Raw genomic sequence first — 25,400 nt, 5'->3', positions numbered from 1 at the left:
CCGGGCTACATTCGAGCGCGGACTGCGTCGATGTCGGCGGCATCGTGGCGCTCGGCGAGGCGCTGGTCCTCCGGCCCCGAGCCGCGATTGACGAGGCGCCCGCGCTGCACCGGCTCGCGCCCGGCGACTTCTTCGGCCCAGCGATTGAAATGCTGGTATTCGGCAGTGTTCAGGAACTCGGCCGCGCCAGTATAGGCGTCGCCGCGCGCCACGCTGCCATACCAAGGCCAGACCGCCATGTCGGCGATGGTGTATTCGTCCCCCGCCAGATAGCGATTCTCGGCAAGGTGCGTGTCGAGCACGTGGAACTGGCGCTTCACTTCCATCGCATAGCGATTGATCGCATACTCGATTTTGAACGGCGCATAGACATAGAAATGGCCGAAGCCGCCACCGAGGAATGGCGCCGATCCCATCTGCCACATCAGCCAGCTCAGCGTCGCGACGCGCTTCGCCGGGTCGGCGGGGAGGAAAGCCCCGAATTTCTCGGCGAGATAGACGAGGATCGCCCCGCTCTCGAACACGCGGATCGCGGGATCGACAGAGTGATCGACCAGTGCGGGAATCTTGGAATTGGGATTGATCGAGACGAATCCGCTGCCGAACTGGTCGCCATTGCCGATGTCGATCTTCCACGCGTCATATTCGGCACCCTGATGCTCCGCGGCGAGCAGTTCCTCGAGCAGGATCGTCACCTTCTGCCCGTTGGGCGTACCGAGCGAATAAAGCTGGATCGGATGCTTGCCGCGCTGCAGCGCCTTGTCGTGCGTCGCGCCCGAGACCGGCCGGTTGATATTGGCGAACTGGCCGCCGCTTGGCTGCTCCCACGTCCAGACCCTGGGCGGCACATAGCCCGCGGGCTGGTTGTCGGCGGGATCGGGGGCGTCGGCCATGCATAGTCTCCTCGGGCTGCTCATCGCGATGTAGGCGGCGCCCCGGGACTTGCCAGACGGCGGGGAGATGGTTTTGCTTTATCCGATCAAACTTGCGCGACCGCCGGCATGGCGATCGAGGCGCCCGGCCAGCTCGAGCTCGAGCAGCACTGTCTGTACCACCGCTGGCGCGAGGCCCGACTGGCGGATCAGTTCGTCGACCGCGACCGGCACCGGGCCGAGCAGGCCGACGATCGTGCGGCGGTCGGCGTCGCCGGCATCGAGCGGCGGCGGAGGGTCGAACGGATCCACCGGAGAGCGCACTGCCCGGGCATCGATCGGCCGGATCATCTCGAGGATGTCGTCGACCGACTGGACGAGCGTCGCGCCTTCGCGGATCAGCAGATTGCAGCCTTGCGCGCGCGGATCGAGCGGCGAACCCGGCACTGCCATCACTTCGCGCCCCGCTTCCGCCGCGATGCGCGCCGTGATCAGCGAACCCGATCGCGGCGCCGCCTCCACGACCACGGTGCCCGTGGCCAGCCCGGCAATGATCCGGTTGCGCGACGGGAAGAAGCGGGCAAGCGGCTCGGTGCCCGGCGGCTGCTCGGCGACGAGCAGGCCTTCGCGGGCGACGCGTTCCTGCAGCGCGGCATTCTCGGGGGGAAAGGCGATGTCGATGCCGCTGGCGATGACGCCGATCGTGCCGCCGGCGAGCGCGCCGATATGCGCTGCGGTATCGATTCCGCGCGCAAGCCCGGACACCACGGTGGCACCCTCGTCGGCCAGTCCGAGCGCCAGCTGCCGTGCGAAGCGGCAGGCGGCGGCAGAAGCGTTGCGCGCTCCGACCATCGCGACGCAGGTGCGCGCCGCTAGTTCGAGCCGTCCGCGCAAGATCAGCGCCGGGGGAGCGCTCTCGATCTCGGCGAGCAGCGCTGGATAGTCCGGATCGCCGAGAAACAAATACCGCGCGCCCAATTTCTCGACCGCCGCGATCTCGCGCCGGATCGAGCCCGCATCTGCGATCCTCGGCGCGCGCCCGCCGCCCCGCGCCGCAAGCATCGGCAGCGCGTCGAGCGCCGCCTCCGCAGTGCCGAAGCGCGCGATCAGCTGGCGCCAGGTGATCGGACCGATATTCGCCGACCGCAGCAACCGAAGCCGCGGCTCGCGCGAATCAGCCACGCTTGCTGCCGATGCGCGGCTCGGTGCCGCTCAGCAGCCGATCGATATTTTCGCGGTGCTTCCACAGCACGATCAGCGCGAGCGCGAGCAGCAGCAGGACGAGGTCGATACGGCCCCAGAAGGCGGCGCTCACCGGCGCGCTGATCGCTGCGGTGATCCCGGCAAGCGAGGAAATGCGCAGCGCCGCGAGCAGGCCGAGCCAGACTGCGGCATAGACGAGACCCGAGGGCCAATGCAGCGCGACGACGATGCCCATCAAGGTCGCCACGCCCTTGCCGCCTTTGAACCGCAGCCACACAGGATAGCAATGCCCGAGGAACGCGCCCATGCCCGCGAGCACCGCGGTTCCCGGCAGCAGCCACTCAGCAAGCAGCACCGCCGCGGCGCCCTTGGCGAGATCGAGGAGCAAAGTCGCGGCGGCCAGCCCCTTGCGGCCGGTGCGCAGCACGTTGGTGGCGCCGATATTGCCCGAGCCGATCTGACGCAGATCACCAGCACCGCCGAGGCGCGTAAGCAGCACGCCGAACGGGATCGAGCCCAGCAGATAGCCGAGCAGAATAGCGGCGGCCGGCGGCATCCAGACGATTTCGGTTGGCAATTCAGAACCCCCTGTCGCCACCAGCATAATCCATGTCGGGCAGGGTGCAACCGCTCGTCCGCCGCGGTTGACGGCGCATCGGCAGCAGGCCATGCGCCCGCCATGGCTGATCGCCGCCCGATCCTGTTCTTCGATTCCGGCGTTGGCGGCCTCTCCGTTCTCGCGCCGACGGCCCGGCTGCTACCGCACGCGCCGTTGATCTACGTCGCCGATTCGGCCGGATTCCCTTATGGCACGCGCAGCGAGGCCGAGATCGCGACGCGCGTGCCTGCATTGCTCGGCCGCCTCGCCGAGCGCTACGACCCGCGGTTGATCGTCATCGCCTGCAACACCGCCTCGACGATCGCCCTCCAGCACGTCCGCGCCGCACTCGACGTGCCGATCGTCGGCACGGTTCCCGCGATCAAGCCGGCGGCCGAACTGAGCCGGACGCGAGTGATAGGAGTGCTCGGCACTGCGGCGACGGTTCGCCAGCCTTATGTCGACGACCTCGCCGCGCGTTTCGCTGCGGATTGCACGGTGCTCCGGCACGGATCGGCCGAACTGGTCGAACTCGCCGAAACCGCGCTCGGCAGAGAGCGGCCTTCGATCGAGTCGGTTCGCGACGCCTTGGCCGGGCTTCTGTCGCAGGAGCGCGCCGAGGCGATCGACGTGATCGTCAATGCCTGCACCCATTTCCCGTTGCTTGGGGACGAACTCGACGCCGCCACCGGCGGCAAGATCGCTTTCATCGACGGGGGTCCGGGGATCGCAAGGCGGGTGGCGTATCTGACTTCGGGTCAGGAATGGCCGTCGGCGATGCCCGGACGCGCAGTCTTCACGGCGAGGAACGCACATACCGAAACCCTTGTGCCCGCGCTGGCGCGTTTCGGACTGAGTGAAATCGAGACGCTCTAGGCTACCGAATTCTGCAATAGGTTCGAATAGCGATCCGTTCGCTTGAGCATCATGATCAGCGTCCCACCTTTACCGCATGGTTTCGAAGCTTTTCTATCGCTCCAGCCTCGAATGCGGCATATCGGTTACGCATAGACGATGTCGCCTTCGCTTGGACCGAATGGCTGGAATTCGACGAATTTTGGGGGTAGGGAGCGGGCCCATGCACACGAAGGACAGCCCCGCGCCCGCAATCGACTATTCGCGGGTCTTCAATCAGGCGATCGACCGATTGCACGCCGAGGGCCGCTACCGGGTGTTCATCGACGTTTTGCGCAACAAGGGCGCCTACCCCAATGCGCGCTGCTTCGCGGGGCATAACGGTCCCAAGCCGATCGTGGTGTGGTGTTCGAACGACTATCTCGCAATGGGCCAGCACCCGGATGTGATCGCGGCGATGGAGGAAGCGCTCCACGATGTCGGCGCCGGCTCGGGGGGCACACGCAACATCGGCGGCAACACCCATTACCATATCGAGCTCGAGCATGAGCTCGCCGAACTGCACGGCAAGCAAGGCGCACTGCTGTTCACTTCGGGCTATGTCTCGAACGAGGCGACGCTGTCGACGCTCGCCAGATTGATGCCGGGCTGCATCGTCTATTCGGACGAACTCAACCACGCCTCGATGATCGCCGGCATCCGCAATTCGGGCTGCGAGAAGCGCGTGTTCCGCCACAATGATCTCGCCCATCTCGAGGAACTGCTCGCCGCCGACGATCCGGGCGCGCCCAAGCTGATCGCGTTCGAGAGCGTCTATTCGATGGACGCCGACATCGCACCGATCGCCGCAATCTGCGACCTTGCCGACAAATATAACGCACTGACCTATCTCGACGAAGTCCATGCCGTGGGCATGTACGGCGCACGCGGCGGCGGCATCTCCGAGCGGGACGCAGTGGCCGATCGCATCACGATCATCGAAGGCACACTGGGCAAGGCGTTCGGGGTGATGGGGGGCTATATCGCCGCCGATCAAGTGATCATCGACGTGATCCGCAGCTATGCCCCGGGCTTCATCTTCACCACTTCGCTGTCGCCGGTGCTCGTCGCGGGCGCACTCGCCAGCGTCAAACATCTCAAGGCGTCCACCGCCGAGCGCGACGGCCAGCAGGCTGCGGCGGCGACGCTCAAGGCGCTGATGGCCGAGGCGGGGCTGCCGGTGCTGCCTTCGACCACCCACATCGTGCCGCTGATGGTCGGCGATCCGGTCAAGGCCAAGAAGATCAGCGACGTGCTGCTCGCCGAATACGGCGTCTACGTCCAGCCGATCAACTACCCCACCGTCCCGCGCGGCACCGAGCGGCTGCGCTTCACTCCCGGCCCAGCCCATGACGAAGCGATGATGCGCGAACTCGTCGACGCTCTCGTCGAAATCTGGGGTCGGCTCGAGCTTCGGCTGGCGGCCTGATCGGGTCAGGCCATACTCCTCGCCAGCACGCGATCGTCATAATCGCGCGCGCCGACCCTGAAGCGCCGCTCGCCGATCTGCTCGAACCCGTGCTTATGATAGAAAGCGAGCGCGCGACTGTTGCCGGCATAGACGCCGAGCAAGAGCCGCTCCGCGCGGCCCGCGGCGGCGGCGATCACGACTTCCATCAATGCGGAACCAAGGCCCGTGCCGTGGAAGCGCGACAGGCTGTAAATCCGCTTGAGCTCGAGATCCACCGCTGGATCGCCGCCGGGCAGGTCCGCCGTCGCAAGCAAGGCAAAGCCGATCGGCGCGCCGCCTTCGTCCGCCTCGGCGAGCCATGCCTCGGCGCCTGCTGCCAGATAGCGGTGATAAGCAGCCGCGCTGTGCTCCTTCGAGCAATGCGCCACGATCGCCGAACCGTCGAGCACGCCTGCAAAGGTTTCGAGGAACGTCGCGGCGCCGATCAATGCCAGGCACTCGGAATCGCCGGCTTTCGCCTCCCTGATGCGCCACTGCATCCGTTCCACCACCCCGCTAGCGCCTGCGGAGCACCGCACTCCAAGCGTAGCCGCGATAGAGCGGCGTGAATTCGAGCGCCAGATCCTGATCTTCGGCCACGCGCTTGAGCACTGCCGGCAATTCGCGCCGCGGGAAGACGTGAAAATCGTTGAGCGACTTGAAGTGGAACCGCTTCGCCCAGCCCGGCAGCCGCTCATACTGGCCGAAATCGACGATGTGCAGGCTGCCGCCGGGCGCAAGGCACGCCGCGCCGCGTTCGATCGCCTCCTGCCATGGCGGGATCATCGATAGCGTATAGCTCATGAACACCCGATCGACCGTGTCGAGGCCGAACAGCGTGCCCGTGTCGAAACAGGCCGCATCGCCTTGCGCGAGGCGGATATTGTCCGCGAGGCCATGCTTCGCGACCGACTTGCGCGCCGTATCGAGCATCGCCTCGCTGATGTCGAAGCCATAGAAACGCGCGTCAGGCCATGCCTTGGCGGCAACCGTCAGATTGCGCGCGGTGCCGCAGCCCACTTCAAGCACCGCCCCGCCCGGCGGCGGCGCGAGGCTGCGGATCAGCCGATCGCGGCCGAACAGATAGAATTTGCGCGTGAAGTCGTAGAAATGGCGATGAAGTCCATAGACGTCGTCCATCAGCGCCTTCTGATCGGCCCGCGAAGCGCTCACAGGTGCGGCTTCAGCGTCCAGAGATGCGTGGCACCATAGACCGACGAGCGATCACGCCGGGTCCAGTCGGCGCGCTGCGCCGGATCCGCATATTGCCATTGGTTGAGGATCGTCGGTGGCACATGCCCCGCCACAACGTCGGGCGCCGCGGCGGTGCGATAGAGCACCCGCGCATCCGGCCTGGCAGTGCGCGTGATCTCGCTCCAGATCCGGGTGAGCTGGGCGTCGGTCATCCAGTCCTGCGCGTCGAGCAGCACATAGCGGTCGAGCGACTGGGCCGGCATGCTCTCAAGATAATCCGCCATGTTCTGGTGCCGGATCTCGACGCGGTCGGCACGCGCGTGAACCTCGCCGTACCGCGCGGCCTGCAGATAGGGCGGCAGCGGCGCGTCGGCGTGCTTGCCATAGCCGCGGCCGAACGCCTGCCACGCGTAGAAATTGTCCTTGAGATCGAAGTCGCAGGCGAGCTTGCGTAACCGGCTCTTCAGCGCGCCGGTGATGCCCTGCGCGTCGTCCGCTTTGAGCAAGTCATATTGCGCCGGCGGGATGCCGAAGCCGAACAGCGCCGCCGGCTGATCGACCAGCCAGCGCAGGAACTTCTTTTCGAAGAAGGGCGCATAACGCGTTTCGAAGATCGCGCGCTGCTCCTCGCGCGTCCGTGCCTCGAGGATTTCGCCGGGATCGATGCGGTAGACCCGTCCGAGGAAGTGCGCGAAGCCGATCAGACGGCCGAGCAGCCCGCGACGATAGAAGCCGGTCGCAAAGCCGGAGATGCGGCGGCGCCCGCTCCAGTCGCGGGCGTCCCAATAAGCGCGCGTCGTCTCGTCGAGATGGTCGCGCAAGTGGCGCCTGTACAGGTCGACATTCTCAGCCCGATCGGCATCGGCGAAGAAGCCGCGGAAGCTCGCATAATCGGGCAGGCGCTGCGCGGCCGTCCGCTTGAGGTTGTTGAGTGCAATGTGGGCGGGATTGAGGTCGACCGCAGTGATCTTTTTGGGATTGGCCGCGAGATAGGAGAAGACGTTGCACCCGCCCGAGGCGATCGTGACGACATGGCTTTCGGGAGTGATCGCCAGCGCTTCCATATCGATTTCGGGATCTTCCCAGATCTGGGCATAGACGAGGCCGCGGAACGCAAAGGTGAAGGCGCGTTCGAGCAGGCCTTCCTTGCTGAGATGCTCGTGCCGGTGCACGGCACCCCGCACGGCGCCATTCTTCGGCGTCTTGGCAAAAGTAGGCATGGCCGGACTCCTGAAAGGGCGCCCGCATTACGCGCCGGGCGAAGCCATTCCGCACTAGCCGGGCGTTGTGACAGAATCTTGTCACCCGGGTGGAGCCCTCTCGGGAGTTCAATACTTTTGGCCCGCCGCAGACGGGCGTCTCCAGCGGGCAGGCGTGATGCCGGACGCATTCGCGGCAATCCAGGTCAGGATCATTTCGGCCGCCGTCGCAGGGGCGTTGCCCGAAGGGCAGCGCTGGCGGCTCCTCCTTGGCAATGGCACGAGTGTGCCTATTGCCACTATCTGCGCGCCCGAGGCGCGGCAGCGACACTGGCTGCGCCAGCCGCCGCGCCCGTCAACAGGCTAGTGAGTCGTGTTGTCGATCGCGTTGCCCGCGTCGCGAGTGCCCTGGGCCACGGTGTCGCCGACATCGTCAGCGGTGTTTTCGATTGCCTTGCCGGCGCGGTCGGCGCCGTTCTCGATCATGTCGCCGGTCTTGGCGGCGGCATTCTCGAGGCTCGCGCCGGTATCTTCGACGGCGCTTGCCAGATTGTTCTGCGCGCTCTCCGAGCAGGCGCCCAAAGCGAGGCCAAGCGCGAGCGCGGGCGCTATGGTGATAATAGATTTGCGCATTTCGGTCTCCAGAGATTGTCCCGTCTAGCCAGCACAGGCCCGAGGGCGTAGGGAGCGCGGCATGCCGCGCCGTATCGCCATAGCCTCAGATCATGCCGCCTTCGTCATGAAATCGGAACTCGCCGAATGGTTGCGCGGGGAGGGTCATGCAGTCATCGATCTCGGCCCCGCCAGCACCGAAAGCGTCGACTATCCCGACTATGGCTATGCCCTCGCCCGCGCTATCGAACAGGGCGAGGCGGAGGTCGGCGTCGCGCTCTGCGGATCGGGCATCGGCATCTCGATCGCCGTCAACCGCAATCCGGCCGCACGCTGCGCGCTTGTCTCGGAACCCCTATCGGCAAGCCTCGCCCGCCAGCACAACGACGCCAATGTCGTGGCGCTAGGCGCGCGGCTGATCGGCACCGAGATGGCCAAGGCCTGCGTCACTGCATTCCTCGACACCGACTTCCTCGGCGACCGCCATCAGCGGCGCGTGGACAAACTCAGCCATCCCGAAAGGAGCCCCGCATGAGCACCAACCCCCAGATGGCCGGGCTGCAGCCCGACGGCTTCTTCACCAAGGGCCTTTCGGAAGTCGATCCGCAGGTTTTTGCCGGGGTGCGCCACGAATTGGATCGCGAGCAGCACCAGATCGAACTGATCGCCAGCGAGAACATCGTCTCGAAAGCCGTCCTTGAGGCGCAGGGCAGCGTCTTCACCAACAAATATGCGGAGGGCTATCCCGGCAAGCGCTATTATCAGGGCTGCCACCCTTCCGACGAAGTCGAGACGCTGGCGATCGAGCGTGCAAAGCAGCTGTTCGGCTGCGGCTTCGTCAACGTCCAGCCGCATTCTGGGGCGCAGGCCAATGGCGCGGTTATGCTCGCGCTCACGAAGCCCGGCGATACGATCATGGGGCTGAGCCTCGATGCCGGCGGCCACCTGACTCACGGCGCCAAGGCCGCGATGTCGGGCAAATGGTTCAATGCGATTCCGTACGGCGTCGATCCGGAAACGCACCTGATCGACTTCGACCAGGTCGAGCAGCTTGCCAAAGAGCACCGCCCCAAGCTGATCATTGCCGGCGGCTCCGCCTATCCGCGAATCATCGATTTCGCCCGCTTCCGCGCGATTGCCGACGAAGTCGGCGCGATCTTCATGGTCGACATGGCGCATTTCGCCGGTCTCGTCGCGGGCGGTGCGCATCCGACGCCGTTCGGCCATGCCCATGTCGTCACCACCACCACTCACAAAACTTTGCGCGGCCCGCGCGGTGGCATGGTGCTGACCGATGACGAGGCGATCGCCAAGAAGATCAACAGCGCAGTCTTCCCGGGTCTGCAGGGCGGGCCATTGATGCACGTGATCGCCGCCAAGGCGGTCGCGTTCGGCGAGGCGCTGCGTCCCGACTATAAAAGCTATATCACCGCCGTGGTCGAGAATGCCAAGGTGCTCGCGGCGACGCTCAAGGAGCGCGGCGCCGATCTGGTCTCGGGCGGCACCGACACGCATCTCGCGCTGGTCGACCTGACTCCGCTCGGCGTCACCGGCCGCGACGCCGACGAAGCGCTCGAGCGAGCCGCCATCACCTGCAACAAGAACGGCATCCCCAACGATCCGCTGCCGCCGGTCAAGACCAGCGGCATTCGTGTCGGTTCGCCGGCGGGCACCACGCGCGGTTTCGGCACCGGCGAGTTCCGCGAGATCGGCAACATGGTCGCCGACGTGCTCGACGGGCTTCGCAAGAATGGCGAGCAGGGCGACGCGCAAGTCGAGTCCAATGTCCGCGAGCGTGTCCGTGCGCTGTGCGAACGCTTCCCCATCTATCCGGAGCTGTAATTGCGCTGCCCATTCTGCGGAAATGAAGACAGCCAGGTAAAGGACAGCCGCCCCACCGAAGATGGGGCGGCGATCCGCCGACGGCGGCAATGCGAGGCGTGCGCGGCGCGCTTCACGACCTTCGAACGCATCCAGTTGCGCGACCTTACCGTGGTCAAGAATCAAGACCGGCGCGAGCCGTTCGAGCGCGACAAGCTCATCCGTTCGGTAACACTCGCGGCGCGCAAGCGCCCCGTCACTTCGGCGCAGATCGAACGGCTTGTGTCGGGCATCCAGCGCCAGCTCGAAACCCAGGGCGACAGCGAAATCCCGTCGCAGCGGATTGGCGAGATGGTGATGGAAGGCCTCAAGGGCCTCGATTCGGTCGCCTATATCCGCTTCGCCAGCGTCTATAAGGACTTCCGCGAGGCGAAGGATTTCGAGGAATTCGCCGGCAACGTTACCGAGGCGGGCAAGACTTGAACCCGGTCATCGTTCTCGTGCGCCCGCAATTGGGCGAGAATATCGGTAAGGCCGCACGCGCAATGCTCAATTTCGGGCTGACCGAAATGCGCCTCGTCGCCCCTCGCGACGGCTGGCCCAATCCGTCGGCGGGGCCGGCGGCGAGCGGCGCAGATGTGGTGTTGGAAAACGCGCAGGTTTTCGACAGCGTCGCGGAGGCAGTTGCCGATTGTGGACACGTCTATGCCACCACGGTGCGCAAGCGCGGGGTGACCAAGCCGGTAGTTACCCCCGAGACCGCCGCGGGAGAAATCCGCGGAGTGCCCGAGCGGTCGGCGATCCTGTTCGGTCCCGAGCGGTCGGGGCTCGAAACCGACGACGTCGCTCTCGCCCGCACGATCATCACAGTCCCGATCAACCCCGAATTCGGCTCGCTCAATCTTGCGCAGGCGGTGATCCTCGTTGCCTATGAATGGTCGAAGGGTGCGGAGCTGGCCAGCCCGCCCGCCACCGATCTCGATCCCCCGGCGCCGCAGGAGGAACTGGAAGGGATGATCGGCCAGCTCGACGCAATGCTCGAGCAATTGGGCTATTATTTTCCGCCCCACCGCGTGCCGGTGAATCGCCGGACGCTGCGTAGCTTGCTCACCAAGCCGGGCTGGACGTCGCAGGAAGTTCGCACGCTGCGCGGCGTGTTTTCGGCGCTCGGCGGCAAAAAAGCGCATCGCAAGGTCTAGCAGCGCAACGATATTGTCTCGGGTCGCGGGATGAGGTTTAATCGCGGATACAAACCGGGAGATTTCGATGCGTTTCATAGTCCTGATCACGATGATCGCCCTGGCTGCGCCGTCGGCGGTGCTCGCACAGGAAGCGCCCCCGACCGAGACCGGCAAACCCGAGAAGCCCGTCTGCAAGACCACCTCGACGACGGGCTCGCGGTTACGCAGGACGCGCTATTGTATGACCAAATGGGAAGCCAAGATCGACGAGGAGAAGTCGCGGCGCGACGTCGATCAGATGCGCCGGACCGACACCTATACGCCGCCGGCCGGCCCGTTCTGACCGCCCGGCATCAACGCCGGTCGAACGCCCCCAGTTCATACGCGATCGACGCCTCGACCAGCTGCTCCCAGAGTTCGCCGACCGACGCCTCGGGAATTCCCGCGGCGCGGGCGTGCATACGCGCATTGGCGATCACCTGCGCCTTGCGCGCCTCGTCGCGTACTTGCCCGCGTTCGGGCTTGATGCGCGCGGCGGCGTCCATATAGCCGAAGCGGCGCGCGAGCAGCGCGATCAGCGCGCGGTCGACGGCGTCGACACCCGCGCGGACCTCCGCCATCGTCGTGCAGTCTCCGGGATCGATCGTGTCTTGCATGGCCAGCCCCCTAGGCGGGTGCCCACGCGCCTGTCCAGCTTGACTCATCGGCGGCCGAGCGCTAACCGCGCGCCTTCGCAATGGCCCCGCACCCCGGTGAAGCGGTGGCCCTGCCCTCCCCACAAAGGAACCAGCAGGCGGATACCGGGACCAACGTTGTTCAGCGATTGCAAAAGGAACCAACATGTCGAAGCGCCATAGCGCCAAGCACAAGCTCGACCGCCGGATGGGCGAGAACATCTGGGGTCGCCCGAAGAGCCCGGTCAACAAGCGTGAATACGGCCCCGGCCAGCACGGCCAGCGTCGTAAGGGCAAGATGTCGGATTTCGGCATCCAGCTCCGCGCCAAGCAGAAGCTCAAGGGCTATTACGGTGACATCACCGAGAAGCAGTTCAAGAAGTCGTACGAGGAAGCGTCGCGCATGAAGGGCGACACCGGTCAGAACCTGATCGGTCTGCTCGAGATGCGCCTCGACATGATCGTCTATCGCGCCAAGTTCGCACCGACGATCTTCGCCGCGCGCCAGCTCGTCAACCACGGCCATGTCCGCGTCGATGGCGACAAGTGCAACATCGGCTCGCGCCGCATCAAGCCCGGCCAGATCGTGTCGCTCTCGTCCAAGGCGCAGGAAATGGCGCTGGTGATGGAGGCGCAGAGCCTGTCCGAGCGCGACATCCCTGACTACGTCGTTCCGGAGGGTGCTTCGAAGATCACCTTCACGCGCATCCCGACGCTCGACGAAGTGCCGTATCCGGTGCGCATGGAGCCGAACCTGGTCGTCGAGTTTTACTCGCGCTGATCGCGGGCCTCGACCCAACAGAGACAAGGGCGGTCGCTGAAGCGGCCGCCCTTTTTCGTATCGGGCCATCTTCAGCGAGGCCCGCAGAAACTACTCGGTGCGCTTCAGCATCGTCGTGCGCGCTACGCTATCGTCGAGCTGATGGCCGAACCAGCTCGCCGCGCCGCCGGCTTCGCAGAGCTTGCCGACCATCACATCGGTCCCAAGCCAACCGAAATCGTCCGGTGCTCCTGCGGAAGGAGGAGAACTGGATTACGCGTGGTGTCGCTTATGGCTCTCTGGACTCCAGCTTTCGCAGGGCACGGGAATGGGGTCCAGCTGTCCACGCATCGATCGCCGCCCAGCCGTAGATATCGAGCGGCTTCAGCCCCGCCGCCCGCCGTGGATCCATCCCGCCCAACGCAATAACCGGGACCTGAAGGCCGCGAATCATCAGCCCGAGCCTCGCCCGCCCCAGCGCCCGCGCCCCATGATGCGAGCGCGTCGCGAACACCGGCGACACGAACAGCAGATTCGCGCCTGCACGTATTCCTGCAATTGCCTCGCGCCGCGAATGTGCCGGCCATGTGCGCAATCCTTCGCCGCGACGGCCATGAACTCCCGCCGCGCCGCGCCCGAGCCGCTCGGCCCCGGCGCGAATCACCAGCAACCCCCGGCGCCGTGCGACCTGCGTCACGCGCGCAAACAGCGCCCCTCGCTCCCCCGATGGCAAACCATAATGCCGGAACACCACGCCGCTCCCGCGCGGCAGTCGGGCGAGCGCATCCCATAACAAATCGCCCATCCGCTCGTCGGTCATCAGCCAGAGCTGCGGCAGAGGGTGGCGGGGGCGCATCGGCCCGCCTATAGCGCGCCGCATGCCCATAGACGACGCCTCAACCCGGCTCGCCGAAGTTCGCGAGAAGATCGCCCGCGCCGCGCATCTCGCCGGCCGCCTGCCCGAATCGGTCGAACTGATCGCCATCACCAAGACCCATGACGCCGCAGCGATCCAGCCGTTGATCGATGCGGGCCAGTGCGTGTTCGGAGAGAATCGCGTCCAGGAAGCCGCGGCCAAATGGCCCGGGTTGCGCGAGGCGACCGCCGTCGCCCTCCATCTCGTCGGCCAGCTCCAGTCGAACAAGGCCGAGGAAGCGATCGGCCTGTTCGACGCCATCCATTCAGTCGATCGGCCCTCGCTCGTCCACGCATTGGGCAAGGCGATGGACAAGACCGGCAAACGCCCGGTCTGCTTCGTCCAGGTAAATATCAGCGACGAGCCGCAAAAGGGCGGCTGTGCGGTCGCCGATCTCGCCGCGTTGCTTGCCGAAGCCCGTGCCGCGGAACTGCCGGTCGGCGGACTGATGTGCGTTCCCCCGCTCGAGGTCGAGCCCGCGCCCTATTTTGCGCTGCTCGCCAAGCTTGCCCGCGATTCCGGCCTTGCCGGCCTCAGCATGGGGATGTCGGGGGATTACGAGACCGCAGTCGCTATCGGCGCCACCCATGTCCGCGTCGGTACCGCCTTGTTCGGAGAGCGTGCGTGAAGTTCGATGCGATGATCTTCGATTTCGACGGCGTGCTGCTCGAGAGCGAATATGCCGGCAACCGCCAGATCGCCGACTATCTGACCAGCATCGGCCATCCGACTACGCCCGCGGATTCGATGGCCAATTTCATGGGTCTGGCCGGTCCCGACTTTCTGGGGGCGATCGAAGCGTGGATCGGCCGCGCGATTCCCGAGGACTTCCACACCGTGCGCGCGGTCGAGGATCGACGCGCGCTGGAGGAGGGGCTTCCCGCCGTGGCCGGGGCGATCCGTTTCATCGAGAACCTGCCTTCGGCGCTGCCGCGCGCGATCGCCTCGTCGAGCAGCACCGAGTGGATCACCCGTCATCTCGATCATCTCGGGGTGCGGGACGCCTTCGGCGACAAGATCTTCAGCGGGCGCGAGCATGTCGCGCGCGGCAAGCCCGAGCCCGATATCTATCTGCATGCCGCGGGCGCGCTCGGAGTCGAAATCCAGCGCTGCGTGATCCTCGAGGATTCGCCGGTGGGGGTCACGGGTGCGGTGGCATCCGGAGCCTATGTCATCGGGCTTTGCGCGGGATCGCATTGTGCACCTGATCATGCGGACCGGCTGCGGGCGCTCGGCGTCGCGGCCATCGCGCATGATTTCGACGAGGTCGCCCGGCTGATCGGCTAGGGTGGGTCGACGTTCAGGCAGCGGGACAGCTTGCCGCACTCCCACGGTGGACCCGGACCAGTTCCAGGGTGACAGAAAGCGGGACGGGACTTCCCGGTAGCCCGAATGTCGATGCGCGCTAGAGCTGGTGCCCGGTGCGGTCGCGCTTGGTCGCGAGGTAGTGCGCATTATGCGGGTTGGGCGGCAGCTTGTGCGGCACCCGCTCTATTACCATGATCCCTGCGGCTTCCAGTGCCGCCACCTTGTCCGGATTGTTGGTCAGCAGCCGGATCGTCTTTTGGCCGAGCAGCCCCAGCATTCGCCCCGCAACCGCGAAATTGCGCGCATCGATGGCGAAGCCCAGCCGGGTATTGGCGTCCACCGTGTCGAAGCCCTGGTCCTGCAGCGCATAGGCGCGCAGCTTGTTGATCAGTCCGATCCCGCGCCCTTCCTGCCGCAGATAGAGCAATATGCCCCAGCCGCTCGTCTCGATCGCCGCGATCGCCGCCTTGAGCTGCGGCCCGCAATCGCATTTGAGGCTGCCGAGTACGTCGCCGGTCAGGCATTCGCTGTGAAGCCGTACCAGCGGCGGATTGCCGTCGGGCTGGCCGACCAGCAGCGCGACATGCTCGCCCGGCATCTCGTCGGTGCGGAAGGCGACGATCTCGCTGTCCTCGGCGCCGGCGACGGGCAGTCGCGCGCGCCCGACGATGCGCAGTCGATCGGCATCCTCGTGGGTGTCGATGTCGGCAGGGGTGATCGCTCCTTCGGTACTGTCGGTCATTGCGAAGAACGCCGGCAGCAACCCCGCCACCCGCGCCAGCCGCAAGGCGGCCGCCGCGGCATCGGGGGCCTCGACGGCAATTGCCCGGAATGGGCCCTTGAGCGGCGTTGCCAGATCGAGCTGCGGATCGGCGAGCGCCGTCGCGGTGTCGAAATCGAGCCAGGGCACGCGTTCGACGAGCACCGGTCCCTCGGGCGCGGCCGCTGCACGCTGATTGGCGAGCTTGAGCGTCGCCGCTCGGCCCGCCGACAGCAAAACCGGTGCCGCGCCCTGCGGATCGAACGCCCTGAGCCGCTCGGCATCGGCGGTTTCGACCGCGAGCAGCCGGAGCGTGCCGTCTTGCCCGCGAATCGCCACCGGCCAGCCGCGGCGCAGCGCGTCGATGGCGCGGGCAACAGCGCGCGGGTCGCTCAAAAGTCGAACTCGGTGACGAGCGGCACATGGTCGGATGGCTTGAGCCACGAGCGGCACGGCTCGCACACCTTGTGGCTGACGGCCTTGTCCGCCACTTCGCGGCTGGCCCACATATGATCGAGCCGGCGACCGCGATCATTCGCGGTCCAGTCCTTCGAGCGGTAGCTCCACCAGGTGAAGCAGCGTTCGGGGGCAGGGATGAAATGCCGGCCCAGATCCACCCAGTCGTGCGCCGCCTGCAGCCGCCCCAGCGCCTCGACTTCGATCGGGGTGTGGCTGACCACGCCCAGTAGCTGCTTGTGGCTCCAGACGTCGCATTCGAGCGGGGCGATGTTGAAATCGCCGGTGAGGATGGTCGGCACGTCGAGCGTCTCGGCCCAGCGAGTCATCCGTTCGACAAAATCGAGCTTCTGGCCGAATTTGGGGTTCACGTCGCGATTGGGGACGTCGCCGCCGGCGGGAACATAGACGTTCTCGAGCCGGACGCCGTTGGGCAAGCGGACGCCGACATGCCGCGCTTCCTGGTTCGCCTGCCAGTCGAACCGGTCGTCTTCCACCACCGGCACCCGGCTGATGATCGCCACGCCGTGGTGCATGCGCTGGCCGTGCTTGATGACGTGGTCATAGCCGAGCGCATGGAAGGGTGCCTCGGGAAAGTCGCCGTCGACTACCTTGGTTTCCTGCAGGCAGAGTATGTCGGGCGTCTCCTCGCGAAGGAACTGCTCGACGATGCCGATACGGAAGCGGACAGAATTGATGTTCCAGGAAGCGATCTTCATCGGGGGCGATGTAAGCAGGTCTGCCGGATACGGAAAGGCCCTCGCTCCGGGGGCATTGGAGCGAGGGCCGACCTAGCGTTCGTCACGCAGGCGGGAAGTGGTTCGACCTCGAGCAACAGGGGGAAAATCCCGAGTACCGCCCCACATCCGCAAGATCATTTCTAGGGCCGGCAACCTGTCGCCAGCATGAACAATATTCAGAAAACTCAGCGATTCCGCGGACCTTTGCTCCGCGGGTCGTTCCAGCGGAACACTCCGTCGGAAACATTGCCGTTGATCTGCTGGCCCGACAGCCGGATCGTCGTGCGGTTGTTCTGCGAATCGAGTGCGACCCAACCCTGCAACATCAGCCCCGCGGGGCCCGCCGCGTTCTTCTGGAAGATCATCGTGATCCGGCCATATTCGGGATGTGCGGGGTCGTGAACTTCGATCGATACGACACGCGGGTCCCCGGTCGGATTGAGCTTGGCGAATTTGGTGATGTCGCGCTTCGGATTCAGTAAAACCGCGAGCGGTGAATTGCCGATTGGCCAGCGATCGACCTGACGCACTTGATAATCGATGAAATAGAGGCTGCTGCCGTCGGCGACGATCAGCTGGGGAACGCCCTTCTGATATTGGAACCGGATCTTGCCGGGGCGCTTGAGCGTCATCGTGCCGGTCAGAACGCGGCCGTTGCGGTCGGTCTGGCTGAAATTGGCGGTCATGCTGGTAACGCCCGTCAGATGCTGCTGCACCTGGGCGAGTTCTCCGGCAGGGGCCGCCGCGATCAGCGCCGGCGCTGCGAGGAGAGTGAAAGCGAGGGGCCGTGCAAACACGTCTATCTTCTCCGAATGCTATGCTGGACCGCTAGCTGGCGGGTTTTGAATGCCCCCTGAACCCCCCCTGCTCCCGAAACGATCCTCACAGCGGCCGCCCGTCGGTGTCCATCAGGACCTCGCGGCGGCCGACATGGTCGGGGCGTGAGACCAGCCCGTCTTTCTCCATCCGCTCGACCAGCCGTGCCGCGCTGTTGTAGCCGACGCGCAGCTGGCGCTGAAGCCATGACGTCGACGCCTTCTGGCTTTCCGCGACCAATTGGGTGGCGCGGCGATAGAGCTGGTCCTCGGGGCTGTCGTCGCCGTCGGGGCTGCCTTCGAGCGCGAAACCGCCATCCTCGGGCTCCTCGGTCACTGCAGTGATGTAATCGGGGGCGCCTTGCGCACGCCAGAAATCGGCGACTGCCTGAACCTCGTCATCGCTGACGAACGGGCCGTGGACACGGACGATCTGCTTGCCGCCGGGCATGTAGAGCATGTCACCCTTGCCGAGCAGCTGTTCGGCACCCTGTTCGCCGAGGATCGTGCGCGAATCGATCTTCGAAGTGACGTGGAAGCTGATCCGCGTCGGCAGATTCGCTTTGATCACACCGGTGATGACGTCGACCGAGGGGCGCTGGGTCGCCATGATCAAGTGGATCCCCGCCGCGCGCGCCTTTTGCGCGAGCCGCTGGATCAGGAACTCGACTTCCTTGCCCGCGGTCATCATCAGATCGGCGAGCTCGTCGACGATGATGACGATCTGCGGTAGCGCCGCCAGCTCGAGCGTCTCTTCCTCGTAGATCGGCCGGCCGCTCTCCGGGTCGTAGCCGACCTGGACCTTGCGCCCGAGCTTCTGGCCCTTGGCCCTGGCCTGGCGGACCTTGTCGTTGAAGCTGGCGAGGCTGCGGACGTTGACGCTCGCCATCATCCGATAGCGGTCCTCCATCTGCTCGACCGCCCATTTGAGCGCGCGCACTGCCTTGGGCGGATCGGTCACCACGTCGGCGAGCAGATGCGGGATGTCCTTGTAGATGCTCAGCTCGAGCATCTTGGGATCGATCATGATCATCCGGCACTGGTCCGGAGTCAGCCGGTAGAGCAACGACAGGATCATCGCGTTCAGGCCCACCGACTTGCCCGAACCGGTGGTGCCGGCGACGAGCAGATGCGGCATCGGCGCGAGATCGCCGATCACCGGATCGCCGCCGATGTTCTTGCCCAGCACCAGCGGCAGCGTCGCGCCCTGCGCTTCGAAGGCTTCGCTGCCGATCAATTCGTGCAGATTGACCGATTCGCGCTTCACGTTCGGCAGTTCGATGCCGATCACGGTGCGTCCCGGAATCGTCGCGACGCGCGCCGAAATCGCGCTCATGTTGCGGGCGATGTCGTCGGCCAGCTGGATAACCCGGCTCGCCTTGATCCCCGCGTTCGGCTCGAACTCGTACATCGTGACCACCGGGCCGGGGCGGACCTCGACGATCTGACCCTTCACATTGAAGTCGTCGAGCACGCTTTCGAGCAGCCGCGCGTTGCGTTCGAGCGCGAGCTTGTCGATCTGGGGATTCTGGTTGGGCGGCGCGGCCTTGAGCAAATCCAGCGGCGGCAGCTTGTAGGTGTCCTTGAAGTCGAGGCTGCTCTGCACCGGCGGCTTGGGCCGGGCAGGCGAGGGCCCGATGCTCGGCTCGGCGATGACCGGGCCGGGGCGATTGTCGGGCACCACCAGTTTGCGGGGCTCGCGCGGCTCGGGTGGTTCGCGGGTATCGCGCAGCTCCTGCGGGTCGGGAGCGCGCAGCAGCGGCGTCTTGCCCGGGCCGAACAGCCGCGGCATCCCGATTCCGACTCGCTCGGGCAGCGTGAAATCGAGGCTGCGCCACCAGATCCAGAGGCCAGCGAGCGCGAAGATCAGGCCCAGCCCGCGCGCCATCCAGAAGATCAATACCGGATCGCCGATGAATCCGATCATCCAGCTGAACAGCCCGGCGATCGAAAGCCCGACCACGCCGCCCCAGCCGCCGACCAGCCACAGCACCGAATCGCTCGAGAAAAAGGCAAGCGCAGTCGCCATCAGCACCACGCCGATCATCACGCCGCGAAGCATTCGCTTCCAGTCGCCGAGCGGCCGATCGAGCCACAGCCGGTTGGTGAGGATCAGCCCCGCTGGCGCCAGCAATGCCGCGGGCAGGCCGAGCGTCGCCAGCAGCAGATCGGCGATCCACGCACCCGGCAGCCCGAGCAGGTTGCGCGCAGGCCCGCCCGAAGCCGTGTTGAGCGACGGATCCTGCGAATTATAGGTGAGTAGCGCCAGCACGACACCAATGGTCGCGAGGAACAACAGGGTTCCACCGATCAGTGCGCTGCTGCGGCGCACGCCGGCCTTCATCGTGTCGCGCAACAGCGACGGTTGTGCCCGGGACGCCATGGCCCAGTCTCCAAAATGTCAGGGGGTGCGAAAGGAATCATCGCCGTTGACGAGTCCGCCGTCAAGCCGGGTGCACCAGGGCTTAAATTGACTCGCTTCACGGAAACGCATTCAATTGCGCAACTTTCTTTCCCCAAAAGCGAACGGCGGAAGGACGAGAGTCACCCGGGTTCACGGAACAATAGCAGAACAATCTGCTGTAGGAAAGCGTTTGTGGTGCGAGGGACGCGGCGTTAGGGCAGGCACATGGATAGCGCGGACGTACTCATCCTCGGCGGCGGACTGGTTGGCAGTGCGCTGGCAACGGCGCTCGACGCACATGGCCTCACTTCGATCGTCGTCGATCCTGCCGAGCCCGAGACGATCCTCGCCGCCGGCCATGACGGGCGCGCCTCGGCGATCGCCAGCGCGCCGATGCGGATGTTCGAAGCGATCGGCGTCGCGCCGCGGCTCGCCGGCAGGGGGTGCCCGATCCAGGGCATCCGGGTCAGCGACGGGCTCGCGCCCGGCAAGCTCGATTTCGCGCCCGACGCTGAGGAAGATGCGCTCGGGCACATGTTCGAAAACCGTATCCTGCGAACCGCCTTGTTCGAAGCGGCACGGGCCGCGCCGGGTGTCGATCTGCGGATGAAGACGCGTGCGGTCTCGGTCGAACGCGGCGCGTTCGGGGTTACTGCCACGCTCGATTCGGGCGCCGTCGTGCGTGCGCCGCTGCTGGTCGCCGCCGAGGGCCGCAATTCGCCGACTCGCGACGCCGCCGGCCTCAAGACCGCGCGCTGGAGCTATGACCATGCCGCGATGGTCGCGACGCTCGGGCACGCGCGCAGCCACGAGAACATCGCCTACGAGATATTCTATTCCGAAGGCCCGTTCGCGATCCTGCCTTTGCTCGATGACGAACATGGCCATCGCTCGGCGGTGGTCTGGACCGTCAATGCGCGCGACGCGGCGGGGATGAACAAGATTTCCGACCGCGCCTATCTCGCCGAAGCCGAAAAGCGCATGGGCGGCTTCCTCGGCAAGCTCGGGCCGCTGTCGTCGCGCTTCAGCCACCCGCTCGGCTTCCACCATGCCGCGTGGATCACGTCGAACCGGCTCGCTTTGGTCGGCGATGCCGCGCATGGCATCCATCCGATTGCGGGCCAGGGCGTCAATGTCGGCTTCCGCGACGTCGCCACCCTGGTCGAGGTGCTCGTCGAGGGCAAAAGGCTGGGCATGGACCTCGGCGATCCGCAATTGCTCGCACGCTATCAGCGCTGGCGCGGGCTCGATACCTTCATGGTCGCCGCAGCCACCGATGGGCTGACCCGCTTGTTCGGCATCCCCGGCAAGACCGCCGCCCGCGTTCGTCGCTTCGGCCTCGCCGCGGTCGACAAGCTGCCGCCGCTCAAGAACTGGTTCATGGCCGAGGCGCGCGGCGAATCGGGCGACGTCCCGAGGCTGTTGCAGGGGTTGACGATATGATGCCGATGCTCGCGGCGACGTTGCTGACGGTGCCGGCTGCGATCCAGCCCGCCGATCCGCTGGCGGATGCATGGCTGGTGCAAGTGAAGCCGGGCGCGAAACTCTATTTCTTCGACGACGTCGAAGGCGCGAAGCCGCGGCCGAGCCGGGCCTATGTCGTCGCCGGCGACATGCTGGTGGCCAGTGGCACCAGCGGCGGGTTTACCTCCGTTACCTTCGTCACGCCGACGGGGCGGACTCGCGGGGGATGGCTCGACAGCGCCGGCCTCGTCCGGATTGCTGCAGGCAAGAACTGGCAGGGCGTGTGGAAAGCGTGGGAGTCCGAGATCGAGGTCGCGCCGGGCCGGATCCGCGGCACACTGCACATCGAGGGCTCGGCGACCTGGGGCGCGCATGATCCCCAGCGGGTCGCGATCGGCGGGGTCCATGTCGGCGAGTTCGCAGTCGATGCGCAAGGCAGTGGCGACCGCATCGCCTTTTCGGTCGACGAGGGCGCCGAAAGCGGAACGATGGCGCGCGGATTCGACGACGCGCCGGAGGAAACCTATCGTTGCCGGGTGCAGTTGCGACTGCTCGGCCCCTATCTGCTCGCGCGCGACAATGGCGTCTGTGGCGGTGCGAACGTGTCGTTCACCGGCACCTATCGGCTGAGCGGCCGCCGCTAGAGTTTCCCCTGCATTCGCAGGGGAAAAGAAGGGATCACTCCCTAACGAATCTGTCTCGCCGCCTCGACGATCAGCACCGGCATCCCCTCGCGCACCGGATATGCGAGGCCCGCTTCCTCGGACACGAGCTCTGCCGCCGCTTCGTCGTAGCGCAGCGGGGTGCGCGTGATCGGGCACACCAGCCGTTCGAGAAGCCAGGGGTCGATCGCCGTGCTCATTGCAGCGTCACTCCGCCTTCTTCGCCGTGGCGGCCGAAGAACTGCATCAGCTGGACAATCAGATCGGCACGCGCGGAAAGCCCGTTGGCTTCGAGCAAAGCCTGTTTCGAGGCGACGTCGAACGGCGCGATCTGGGCGATGCCGTTGACCAGCGATTCGTCGTCGAGCCGGGTCACCGCTTCCCAATCGACGGCATAGCCGAGCCCGTCGGCAAATCGCCGCGACTCGATCTCGAGCGAAGCGCGCTCGGCAATCGCGAGTGCTTCCGCTTCGCCGGCCGCTTCCAGCTCGGCTTCGATCTGCCGGAACGGCGTCGTGACGTCGAGTTCGCGCAGCACGGTGAACCGCGTCAGCCCCTCGAGCACGATATCATAGCGCCCGTCGGGCAGCGCTTCGACTTCGGCGATCCGGCCGACGCAACCCACATCGAACAATGTCGGCGGCTCGTTCGCATCGCGCGGCTGAATCACGCCGATCCGCCGGTCGCGCGCGAGCGCGTCGGAAATCAGCGCCCGGTAGCGCGGCTCGAAGATGTGGAGCGGCAGATGCATCCGCGGGAAGAGCAACGCCCCCGCCAGCGGAAACACCGAGAGCCGCGTCGCGGTCATCCGAACAGAATCGCCGAGAGCTTCCGGCGCTGTGCCGAAACCCAGGGATCTTCGAGACCCACGGCTTCGAACAGCTTGAGCAGCCGGGCGCGGGCGGCGCCTTCGTTCCATTCGCGGTCCTCGGCGATCATCGCCAACAAGGTCGCCGTTGCCGCCTCGCGGTCGCCCGCCGCCATCTGGCCGCCGGCGAGCTCGTAGCGCGCATCCATGTCGCCGGTCGCGGCCCTCGCCGCGAGCCCCGACAGGTCCTCGACCGGAACCACTTCCCGGGCGAGCGCCACCGCGGCGCGCGCCTGCTCGATCTCCGGCCCCTTGGCCGTGACCTCGGGAAGCGCCGCCAGCACAGCCTCGGCTTCGTCAGCGCGGCCCAATGCCACCAGTGCGCGTGCGCGGCCGGCGGCGATTTGCGGATGCTCGGGGGCGATCTCGGCGATCTGCTCGAAGATCGAGAGCGCGCGCTCGTGGTCGCCGTCGTGGAGTACCTGCTCGCCCATCGCGATCAGCGGCTCGAGCTCGGCCTCGGCCTGGGCTTCCTCGCTCTGCACCGGCAACTGGCGCAATATCTGGTCGAGCATCGTGCGCAGCTGGGTCTCGGTGCGCGCGGTGGTCAGGTCGGCGACGAGCTGGCCCTGGAACATCGCATAGACCGTCGGGATCGAGCGCACCTGGAATTGCGCGGCGATGAACTGGTTGGCGTCGACATCGACCTTGGCCAAGGTAACGCCCTTGGCGGCGTAGTCGGCGGTGACCTTTTCGAGCACCGGAGTCAGTGCCTTGCACGGGCCGCACCATTCGGCCCAGAAATCGATGACGACAAGGCCCGTCATCGACGGCTCGACGACGTCGCGGCGGAAGGCCTCGACGGCTTCCTTCTCTTGCGGGGACAGTCCAAGCGTGGCCAAAGGATGCTCCTGGGCGTTGATGTCGGGTTGCGCCGCTATGTGGGGGTTTGCGCCGCGCGCGCCAAGCCTTTTCCCGAATCGCGCATAGGGGCTTGCACTGCCCGAAACCCGCTGCTAGTGGCCGCGCCTCACCCGCCCCAAGCGCCAAGTCGCACGGGGCCAGACGCCAGAGCGGGCGTAGCTCAGGGGTAGAGCACGACCTTGCCAAGGTCGGGGTCGAGGGTTCGAATCCCTTCGCCCGCTCCAGCTTCTCGCAGTGGTCTAGCGGCGCTAGACCACGATCGGCGAGATCGCGGCTCCCAACGTTCCGTTTCCATATCCGCGCCTTGTGGGGCACATCCATGCTTTCCAGATTCGGTGTCGTTCACCGGAGAGCCATGGTCGGTGTTCGAGAGAGGGTCTGTGATGAAGTCCGTGATTCCCAAATTGCTCGCGGTCGCGCTCGTCGCGCTGCCTGTCGCTCCCGCTTTCGCCGACGAGCCCGCCGCGCCGCCGATTGCCACCGAATGGCGCAATCCGGGCAACAGCGTCCATGTCCGCATCGACAAATGCGACGGCCGGCTGTGCGGCACGGTGACCTGGGCGAGCGCCAAGGCACAGGCCGATGCGCGCCGCGGCGGCACCGAGAATCTGGTCGGCACGCGGCTGTTCCGCGATCTCGAGCCCGCCGGCAGCGGCAAATGGCGCGGCAAGGTGTTCGTGCCCGATATCCGCAAGACCTTCTCGGGCACGATCAGCTTCGCCGATGCGAACACGATGGTCGGCAAGGGCTGCGTGCTTTTCGGGGTGATCTGCAAGTCGCAGACGTGGAAGCGGCTTCCCTGAGTTCGAGCGCAGCTTCCGGGACTGACCGGACGCGCTTTCTCGGCTAGACCCGCCGCATGGCAAGCGCACCCATAAGAATCGGCATTGGCGGCTGGACCTTCGAGCCTTGGCGCGGGACCTTCTATCCCGCAGGGCTCACCCAGAAGAAGGAACTCGAATTCGCCTCGCGCCAGCTGAGCGCGATCGAAGTCAACGGCACCTATTATTCGACCTTCAAGCCAGCGACCTTCGAAGGCTGGGCGAGGACGGTGCCCGAGGGATTCGTCTTCACGGTGAAGGGCTCGCGCTTCTGCACCAATCGGAAAGTGCTCGCCGAGGCGGGGGAATCGGTCCAGCGCTTCGTGAGCCAAGGGCTGGTCGAGCTTGGCGACAAGCTGGGTCCGATCTTCTGGCAGTTCATGGCGACCAAGAAGTTCGACGCCGAGGATTTCCGCGCCTTCCTCGCGCTGCTCCCGCGCGAGGAAGCGGGCGTGAAGCTGCGCCACGCGATCCAGGTGCGCCACGAGAGCTTCCACGTGCCGGAGTTCGTAACGATGTGCCGCGAGGCGGGGGTCGCGCTGGTCTATGCCGATTCGCCGCAATATCCTGCGCTCGCCGACATTACCGGGGACTTCGTCTACGCCCGGCTCGAGGCGGGCGAGGACGAAAATCCGCTCTGCTATCCCGAAGCCGATTTCCCACGCTGGACCGAGGCGGCGAAGATCTGGGCCGACGGCGGACGCCCGGACGGCCTCCCTTACGTCACCGAGGAGGTGCCGTCGGCAACCCCGCGTGAGACCTTCATCTTCTTCATCCATGGCGGCAAGGTCCGCGCCCCGGCGGCGGCGCAGGAACTGATCCGGCGACTGGGCTGAACGCGCAATTCGAGCTGCCCGCGCTGCG

The 25,400-nt window shown here is 66.0% G+C and carries 30 protein-coding genes and 1 tRNA gene; 15 read left to right on the top strand and 16 right to left on the bottom strand.

Features of this window, described 5'->3' with window-relative positions:
* Positions 1 to 5: 5 nt before the first annotated feature.
* The 3 genes from yghU to plsY all read right to left on the bottom strand — a co-directional run bounded on the left by yghU (position 6) and on the right by plsY (position 2,631).
* Positions 6 to 893: a glutathione-dependent disulfide-bond oxidoreductase gene (yghU, locus tag CVN68_RS15580; RefSeq protein WP_100283015.1), complete on the bottom strand. Its 888-nt coding sequence runs from the start codon at positions 891 to 893 to the stop codon at positions 6 to 8.
* A 78-nt stretch (positions 894 to 971) separates the two neighbouring features.
* A complete protein-coding gene (dprA, locus tag CVN68_RS15575; RefSeq protein ID WP_100283014.1) occupies positions 972 to 2,054 on the bottom strand; it encodes a DNA-processing protein DprA in 1,083 nt (360 codons plus the stop codon).
* Entirely contained in the window at positions 2,047 to 2,631 is a 585-nt protein-coding gene (gene plsY, locus CVN68_RS15570) for a glycerol-3-phosphate 1-O-acyltransferase PlsY (RefSeq protein WP_100283013.1), read from the bottom strand. Before plsY ends, dprA begins: the two co-directional genes overlap by 8 nt.
* Positions 2,632 to 2,754: 123 nt before the next feature.
* Between plsY and murI the strand changes: the two genes are divergently transcribed.
* Both murI and hemA read left to right on the top strand, forming a co-directional pair.
* Positions 2,755 to 3,549 carry a glutamate racemase gene (murI, locus tag CVN68_RS15565; RefSeq protein ID WP_100283012.1) on the top strand — a complete coding sequence of 265 codons (795 nt, stop codon included), beginning with the start codon at positions 2,755 to 2,757 and terminating at the stop codon, positions 3,547 to 3,549.
* Positions 3,550 to 3,751: 202 nt separating this feature from the next.
* Positions 3,752 to 4,996 carry a 5-aminolevulinate synthase gene (hemA, locus tag CVN68_RS15560; protein ID WP_100283011.1) on the top strand — a complete coding sequence of 415 codons (1,245 nt, stop codon included), beginning with the start codon at positions 3,752 to 3,754 and terminating at the stop codon, positions 4,994 to 4,996.
* A gap of 5 nt (positions 4,997 to 5,001) precedes the next feature.
* Here the strand turns inward: hemA and CVN68_RS15555 are convergent, their stop codons facing one another.
* The 4 genes from CVN68_RS15555 to CVN68_RS15540 all read right to left on the bottom strand — a co-directional run bounded on the left by CVN68_RS15555 (position 5,002) and on the right by CVN68_RS15540 (position 8,043).
* On the bottom strand, positions 5,002 to 5,517 hold the full coding sequence (locus tag CVN68_RS15555) for a GNAT family N-acetyltransferase (RefSeq protein ID WP_100284447.1): 516 nt from the start codon (positions 5,515 to 5,517) through the stop codon (positions 5,002 to 5,004).
* A 16-nt stretch (positions 5,518 to 5,533) separates the two neighbouring features.
* Positions 5,534 to 6,157, bottom strand: a complete 624-nt coding sequence (locus CVN68_RS15550) for a class I SAM-dependent methyltransferase (protein WP_100284446.1) — start codon at positions 6,155 to 6,157, stop codon at positions 5,534 to 5,536.
* 29 nt (positions 6,158 to 6,186) lie between these two features.
* Entirely contained in the window at positions 6,187 to 7,431 is a 1,245-nt protein-coding gene (locus CVN68_RS15545) for a DUF3419 family protein (RefSeq protein WP_100283010.1), read from the bottom strand.
* A 342-nt stretch (positions 7,432 to 7,773) separates the two neighbouring features.
* Positions 7,774 to 8,043 (bottom strand): hypothetical protein, encoded by a 270-nt coding sequence (locus CVN68_RS15540; RefSeq protein WP_100283009.1) that lies wholly within the window; start codon positions 8,041 to 8,043, stop codon positions 7,774 to 7,776.
* A gap of 61 nt (positions 8,044 to 8,104) precedes the next feature.
* Between CVN68_RS15540 and rpiB the strand changes: the two genes are divergently transcribed.
* From rpiB to CVN68_RS15515, 5 genes are all read left to right on the top strand, one after another.
* Entirely contained in the window at positions 8,105 to 8,557 is a 453-nt protein-coding gene (gene rpiB, locus CVN68_RS15535) for a ribose 5-phosphate isomerase B (protein ID WP_100283008.1), read from the top strand.
* On the top strand, positions 8,554 to 9,864 hold the full coding sequence (gene glyA, locus CVN68_RS15530) for a serine hydroxymethyltransferase (protein ID WP_100283007.1): 1,311 nt from the start codon (positions 8,554 to 8,556) through the stop codon (positions 9,862 to 9,864). Before rpiB ends, glyA begins: the two co-directional genes overlap by 4 nt.
* Positions 9,865 to 10,326, top strand: a complete 462-nt coding sequence (gene nrdR, locus CVN68_RS15525) for a transcriptional regulator NrdR (protein WP_100283006.1) — start codon at positions 9,865 to 9,867, stop codon at positions 10,324 to 10,326.
* A 62-nt stretch (positions 10,327 to 10,388) separates the two neighbouring features.
* Positions 10,389 to 11,042, top strand: a complete 654-nt coding sequence (locus CVN68_RS15520) for an RNA methyltransferase (protein ID WP_233503724.1) — start codon at positions 10,389 to 10,391, stop codon at positions 11,040 to 11,042.
* Between the two features lie 67 nt (positions 11,043 to 11,109).
* Positions 11,110 to 11,367, top strand: a complete 258-nt coding sequence (locus tag CVN68_RS15515; RefSeq protein ID WP_100283004.1) for a hypothetical protein — start codon at positions 11,110 to 11,112, stop codon at positions 11,365 to 11,367.
* A 10-nt stretch (positions 11,368 to 11,377) separates the two neighbouring features.
* Here the strand turns inward: CVN68_RS15515 and CVN68_RS15510 are convergent, their stop codons facing one another.
* Positions 11,378 to 11,680 carry a chorismate mutase gene (locus CVN68_RS15510; protein ID WP_100283003.1) on the bottom strand — a complete coding sequence of 101 codons (303 nt, stop codon included), beginning with the start codon at positions 11,678 to 11,680 and terminating at the stop codon, positions 11,378 to 11,380.
* Between the two features lie 184 nt (positions 11,681 to 11,864).
* On the opposite strand from CVN68_RS15510, the gene rpsD reads away from it, so the two are divergent.
* Positions 11,865 to 12,479, top strand: coding sequence for a 30S ribosomal protein S4 (gene rpsD / locus CVN68_RS15505; RefSeq protein ID WP_100283002.1), 615 nt, complete (start codon positions 11,865 to 11,867; stop codon positions 12,477 to 12,479).
* 268 nt (positions 12,480 to 12,747) lie between these two features.
* On the opposite strand, the gene CVN68_RS15500 is transcribed toward rpsD, so the two are convergent.
* Complete coding sequence (locus CVN68_RS15500) at positions 12,748 to 13,314, bottom strand: thiamine phosphate synthase (RefSeq protein WP_100283001.1); 567 nt, start codon at positions 13,312 to 13,314, stop codon at positions 12,748 to 12,750.
* 22 nt (positions 13,315 to 13,336) lie between these two features.
* Here CVN68_RS15500 and CVN68_RS15495 point away from each other — a divergent pair, with 22 nt between their 5' ends.
* Both CVN68_RS15495 and CVN68_RS15490 read left to right on the top strand, forming a co-directional pair.
* Positions 13,337 to 14,002: a YggS family pyridoxal phosphate-dependent enzyme gene (locus CVN68_RS15495; RefSeq protein ID WP_100283000.1), complete on the top strand. Its 666-nt coding sequence runs from the start codon at positions 13,337 to 13,339 to the stop codon at positions 14,000 to 14,002.
* The gene (locus CVN68_RS15490) at positions 13,999 to 14,661 is read left to right on the top strand and encodes an HAD family hydrolase (RefSeq protein WP_100282999.1); all 663 of its coding nucleotides are present in this window, start codon (positions 13,999 to 14,001) and stop codon (positions 14,659 to 14,661) included. The genes CVN68_RS15495 and CVN68_RS15490 overlap by 4 nt, the downstream gene beginning before the upstream one ends.
* Positions 14,662 to 14,779: 118 nt before the next feature.
* Here the strand turns inward: CVN68_RS15490 and ribA are convergent, their stop codons facing one another.
* The 4 genes from ribA to CVN68_RS15470 all read right to left on the bottom strand — a co-directional run bounded on the left by ribA (position 14,780) and on the right by CVN68_RS15470 (position 19,836).
* Positions 14,780 to 15,838 (bottom strand): GTP cyclohydrolase II, encoded by a 1,059-nt coding sequence (ribA, locus tag CVN68_RS15485; protein WP_100282998.1) that lies wholly within the window; start codon positions 15,836 to 15,838, stop codon positions 14,780 to 14,782.
* Entirely contained in the window at positions 15,835 to 16,617 is a 783-nt protein-coding gene (locus tag CVN68_RS15480; protein ID WP_100282997.1) for an exodeoxyribonuclease III, read from the bottom strand. Before CVN68_RS15480 ends, ribA begins: the two co-directional genes overlap by 4 nt.
* Positions 16,618 to 16,823: 206 nt before the next feature.
* Positions 16,824 to 17,435 carry a LolA family protein gene (locus CVN68_RS15475; RefSeq protein WP_456114944.1) on the bottom strand — a complete coding sequence of 204 codons (612 nt, stop codon included), beginning with the start codon at positions 17,433 to 17,435 and terminating at the stop codon, positions 16,824 to 16,826.
* 85 nt (positions 17,436 to 17,520) lie between these two features.
* Complete coding sequence (locus CVN68_RS15470) at positions 17,521 to 19,836, bottom strand: FtsK/SpoIIIE family DNA translocase (RefSeq protein WP_100282995.1); 2,316 nt, start codon at positions 19,834 to 19,836, stop codon at positions 17,521 to 17,523.
* 246 nt (positions 19,837 to 20,082) lie between these two features.
* On the opposite strand from CVN68_RS15470, the gene CVN68_RS15465 reads away from it, so the two are divergent.
* Entirely contained in the window at positions 20,083 to 21,300 is a 1,218-nt protein-coding gene (locus CVN68_RS15465; protein WP_100282994.1) for a UbiH/UbiF/VisC/COQ6 family ubiquinone biosynthesis hydroxylase, read from the top strand.
* Positions 21,300 to 21,965, top strand: coding sequence for a hypothetical protein (locus CVN68_RS15460; protein WP_100282993.1), 666 nt, complete (start codon positions 21,300 to 21,302; stop codon positions 21,963 to 21,965). The genes CVN68_RS15465 and CVN68_RS15460 overlap by 1 nt, the downstream gene beginning before the upstream one ends.
* 41 nt (positions 21,966 to 22,006) lie before the next feature.
* Here the strand turns inward: CVN68_RS15460 and CVN68_RS15455 are convergent, their stop codons facing one another.
* From CVN68_RS15455 to CVN68_RS15445, 3 genes are read right to left on the bottom strand one after another with little or no spacing between them, the layout of a single operon-like run.
* Entirely contained in the window at positions 22,007 to 22,183 is a 177-nt protein-coding gene (locus CVN68_RS15455) for a Trm112 family protein (protein ID WP_100282992.1), read from the bottom strand.
* The gene (locus CVN68_RS15450) at positions 22,180 to 22,791 is read right to left on the bottom strand and encodes an LON peptidase substrate-binding domain-containing protein (RefSeq protein ID WP_100282991.1); all 612 of its coding nucleotides are present in this window, start codon (positions 22,789 to 22,791) and stop codon (positions 22,180 to 22,182) included. Before CVN68_RS15450 ends, CVN68_RS15455 begins: the two co-directional genes overlap by 4 nt.
* The gene (locus CVN68_RS15445) at positions 22,788 to 23,678 is read right to left on the bottom strand and encodes a tetratricopeptide repeat protein (protein ID WP_100284445.1); all 891 of its coding nucleotides are present in this window, start codon (positions 23,676 to 23,678) and stop codon (positions 22,788 to 22,790) included. Before CVN68_RS15445 ends, CVN68_RS15450 begins: the two co-directional genes overlap by 4 nt.
* 186 nt (positions 23,679 to 23,864) lie before the next feature.
* On the opposite strand from CVN68_RS15445, the gene CVN68_RS15440 reads away from it, so the two are divergent.
* The 3 genes from CVN68_RS15440 (at position 23,865) to CVN68_RS15430 (ending at position 25,372) form a co-directional block, all read left to right on the top strand.
* Positions 23,865 to 23,939, top strand: a tRNA-Gly gene (locus tag CVN68_RS15440).
* Between the two features lie 159 nt (positions 23,940 to 24,098).
* Positions 24,099 to 24,518: a DUF2147 domain-containing protein gene (locus tag CVN68_RS15435; RefSeq protein ID WP_100282990.1), complete on the top strand. Its 420-nt coding sequence runs from the start codon at positions 24,099 to 24,101 to the stop codon at positions 24,516 to 24,518.
* A 56-nt stretch (positions 24,519 to 24,574) separates the two neighbouring features.
* Complete coding sequence (locus CVN68_RS15430; protein WP_100282989.1) at positions 24,575 to 25,372, top strand: DUF72 domain-containing protein; 798 nt, start codon at positions 24,575 to 24,577, stop codon at positions 25,370 to 25,372.
* The last annotated feature ends 28 nt before the right edge of the window (positions 25,373 to 25,400 follow it).

Source organism: Sphingomonas psychrotolerans (assembly GCF_002796605.1).
Classification (GTDB): Bacteria; Pseudomonadota; Alphaproteobacteria; order Sphingomonadales; family Sphingomonadaceae; genus Sphingomonas; species Sphingomonas psychrotolerans.
This window is presented reverse-complemented; position numbering and strand designations above follow the sequence as displayed.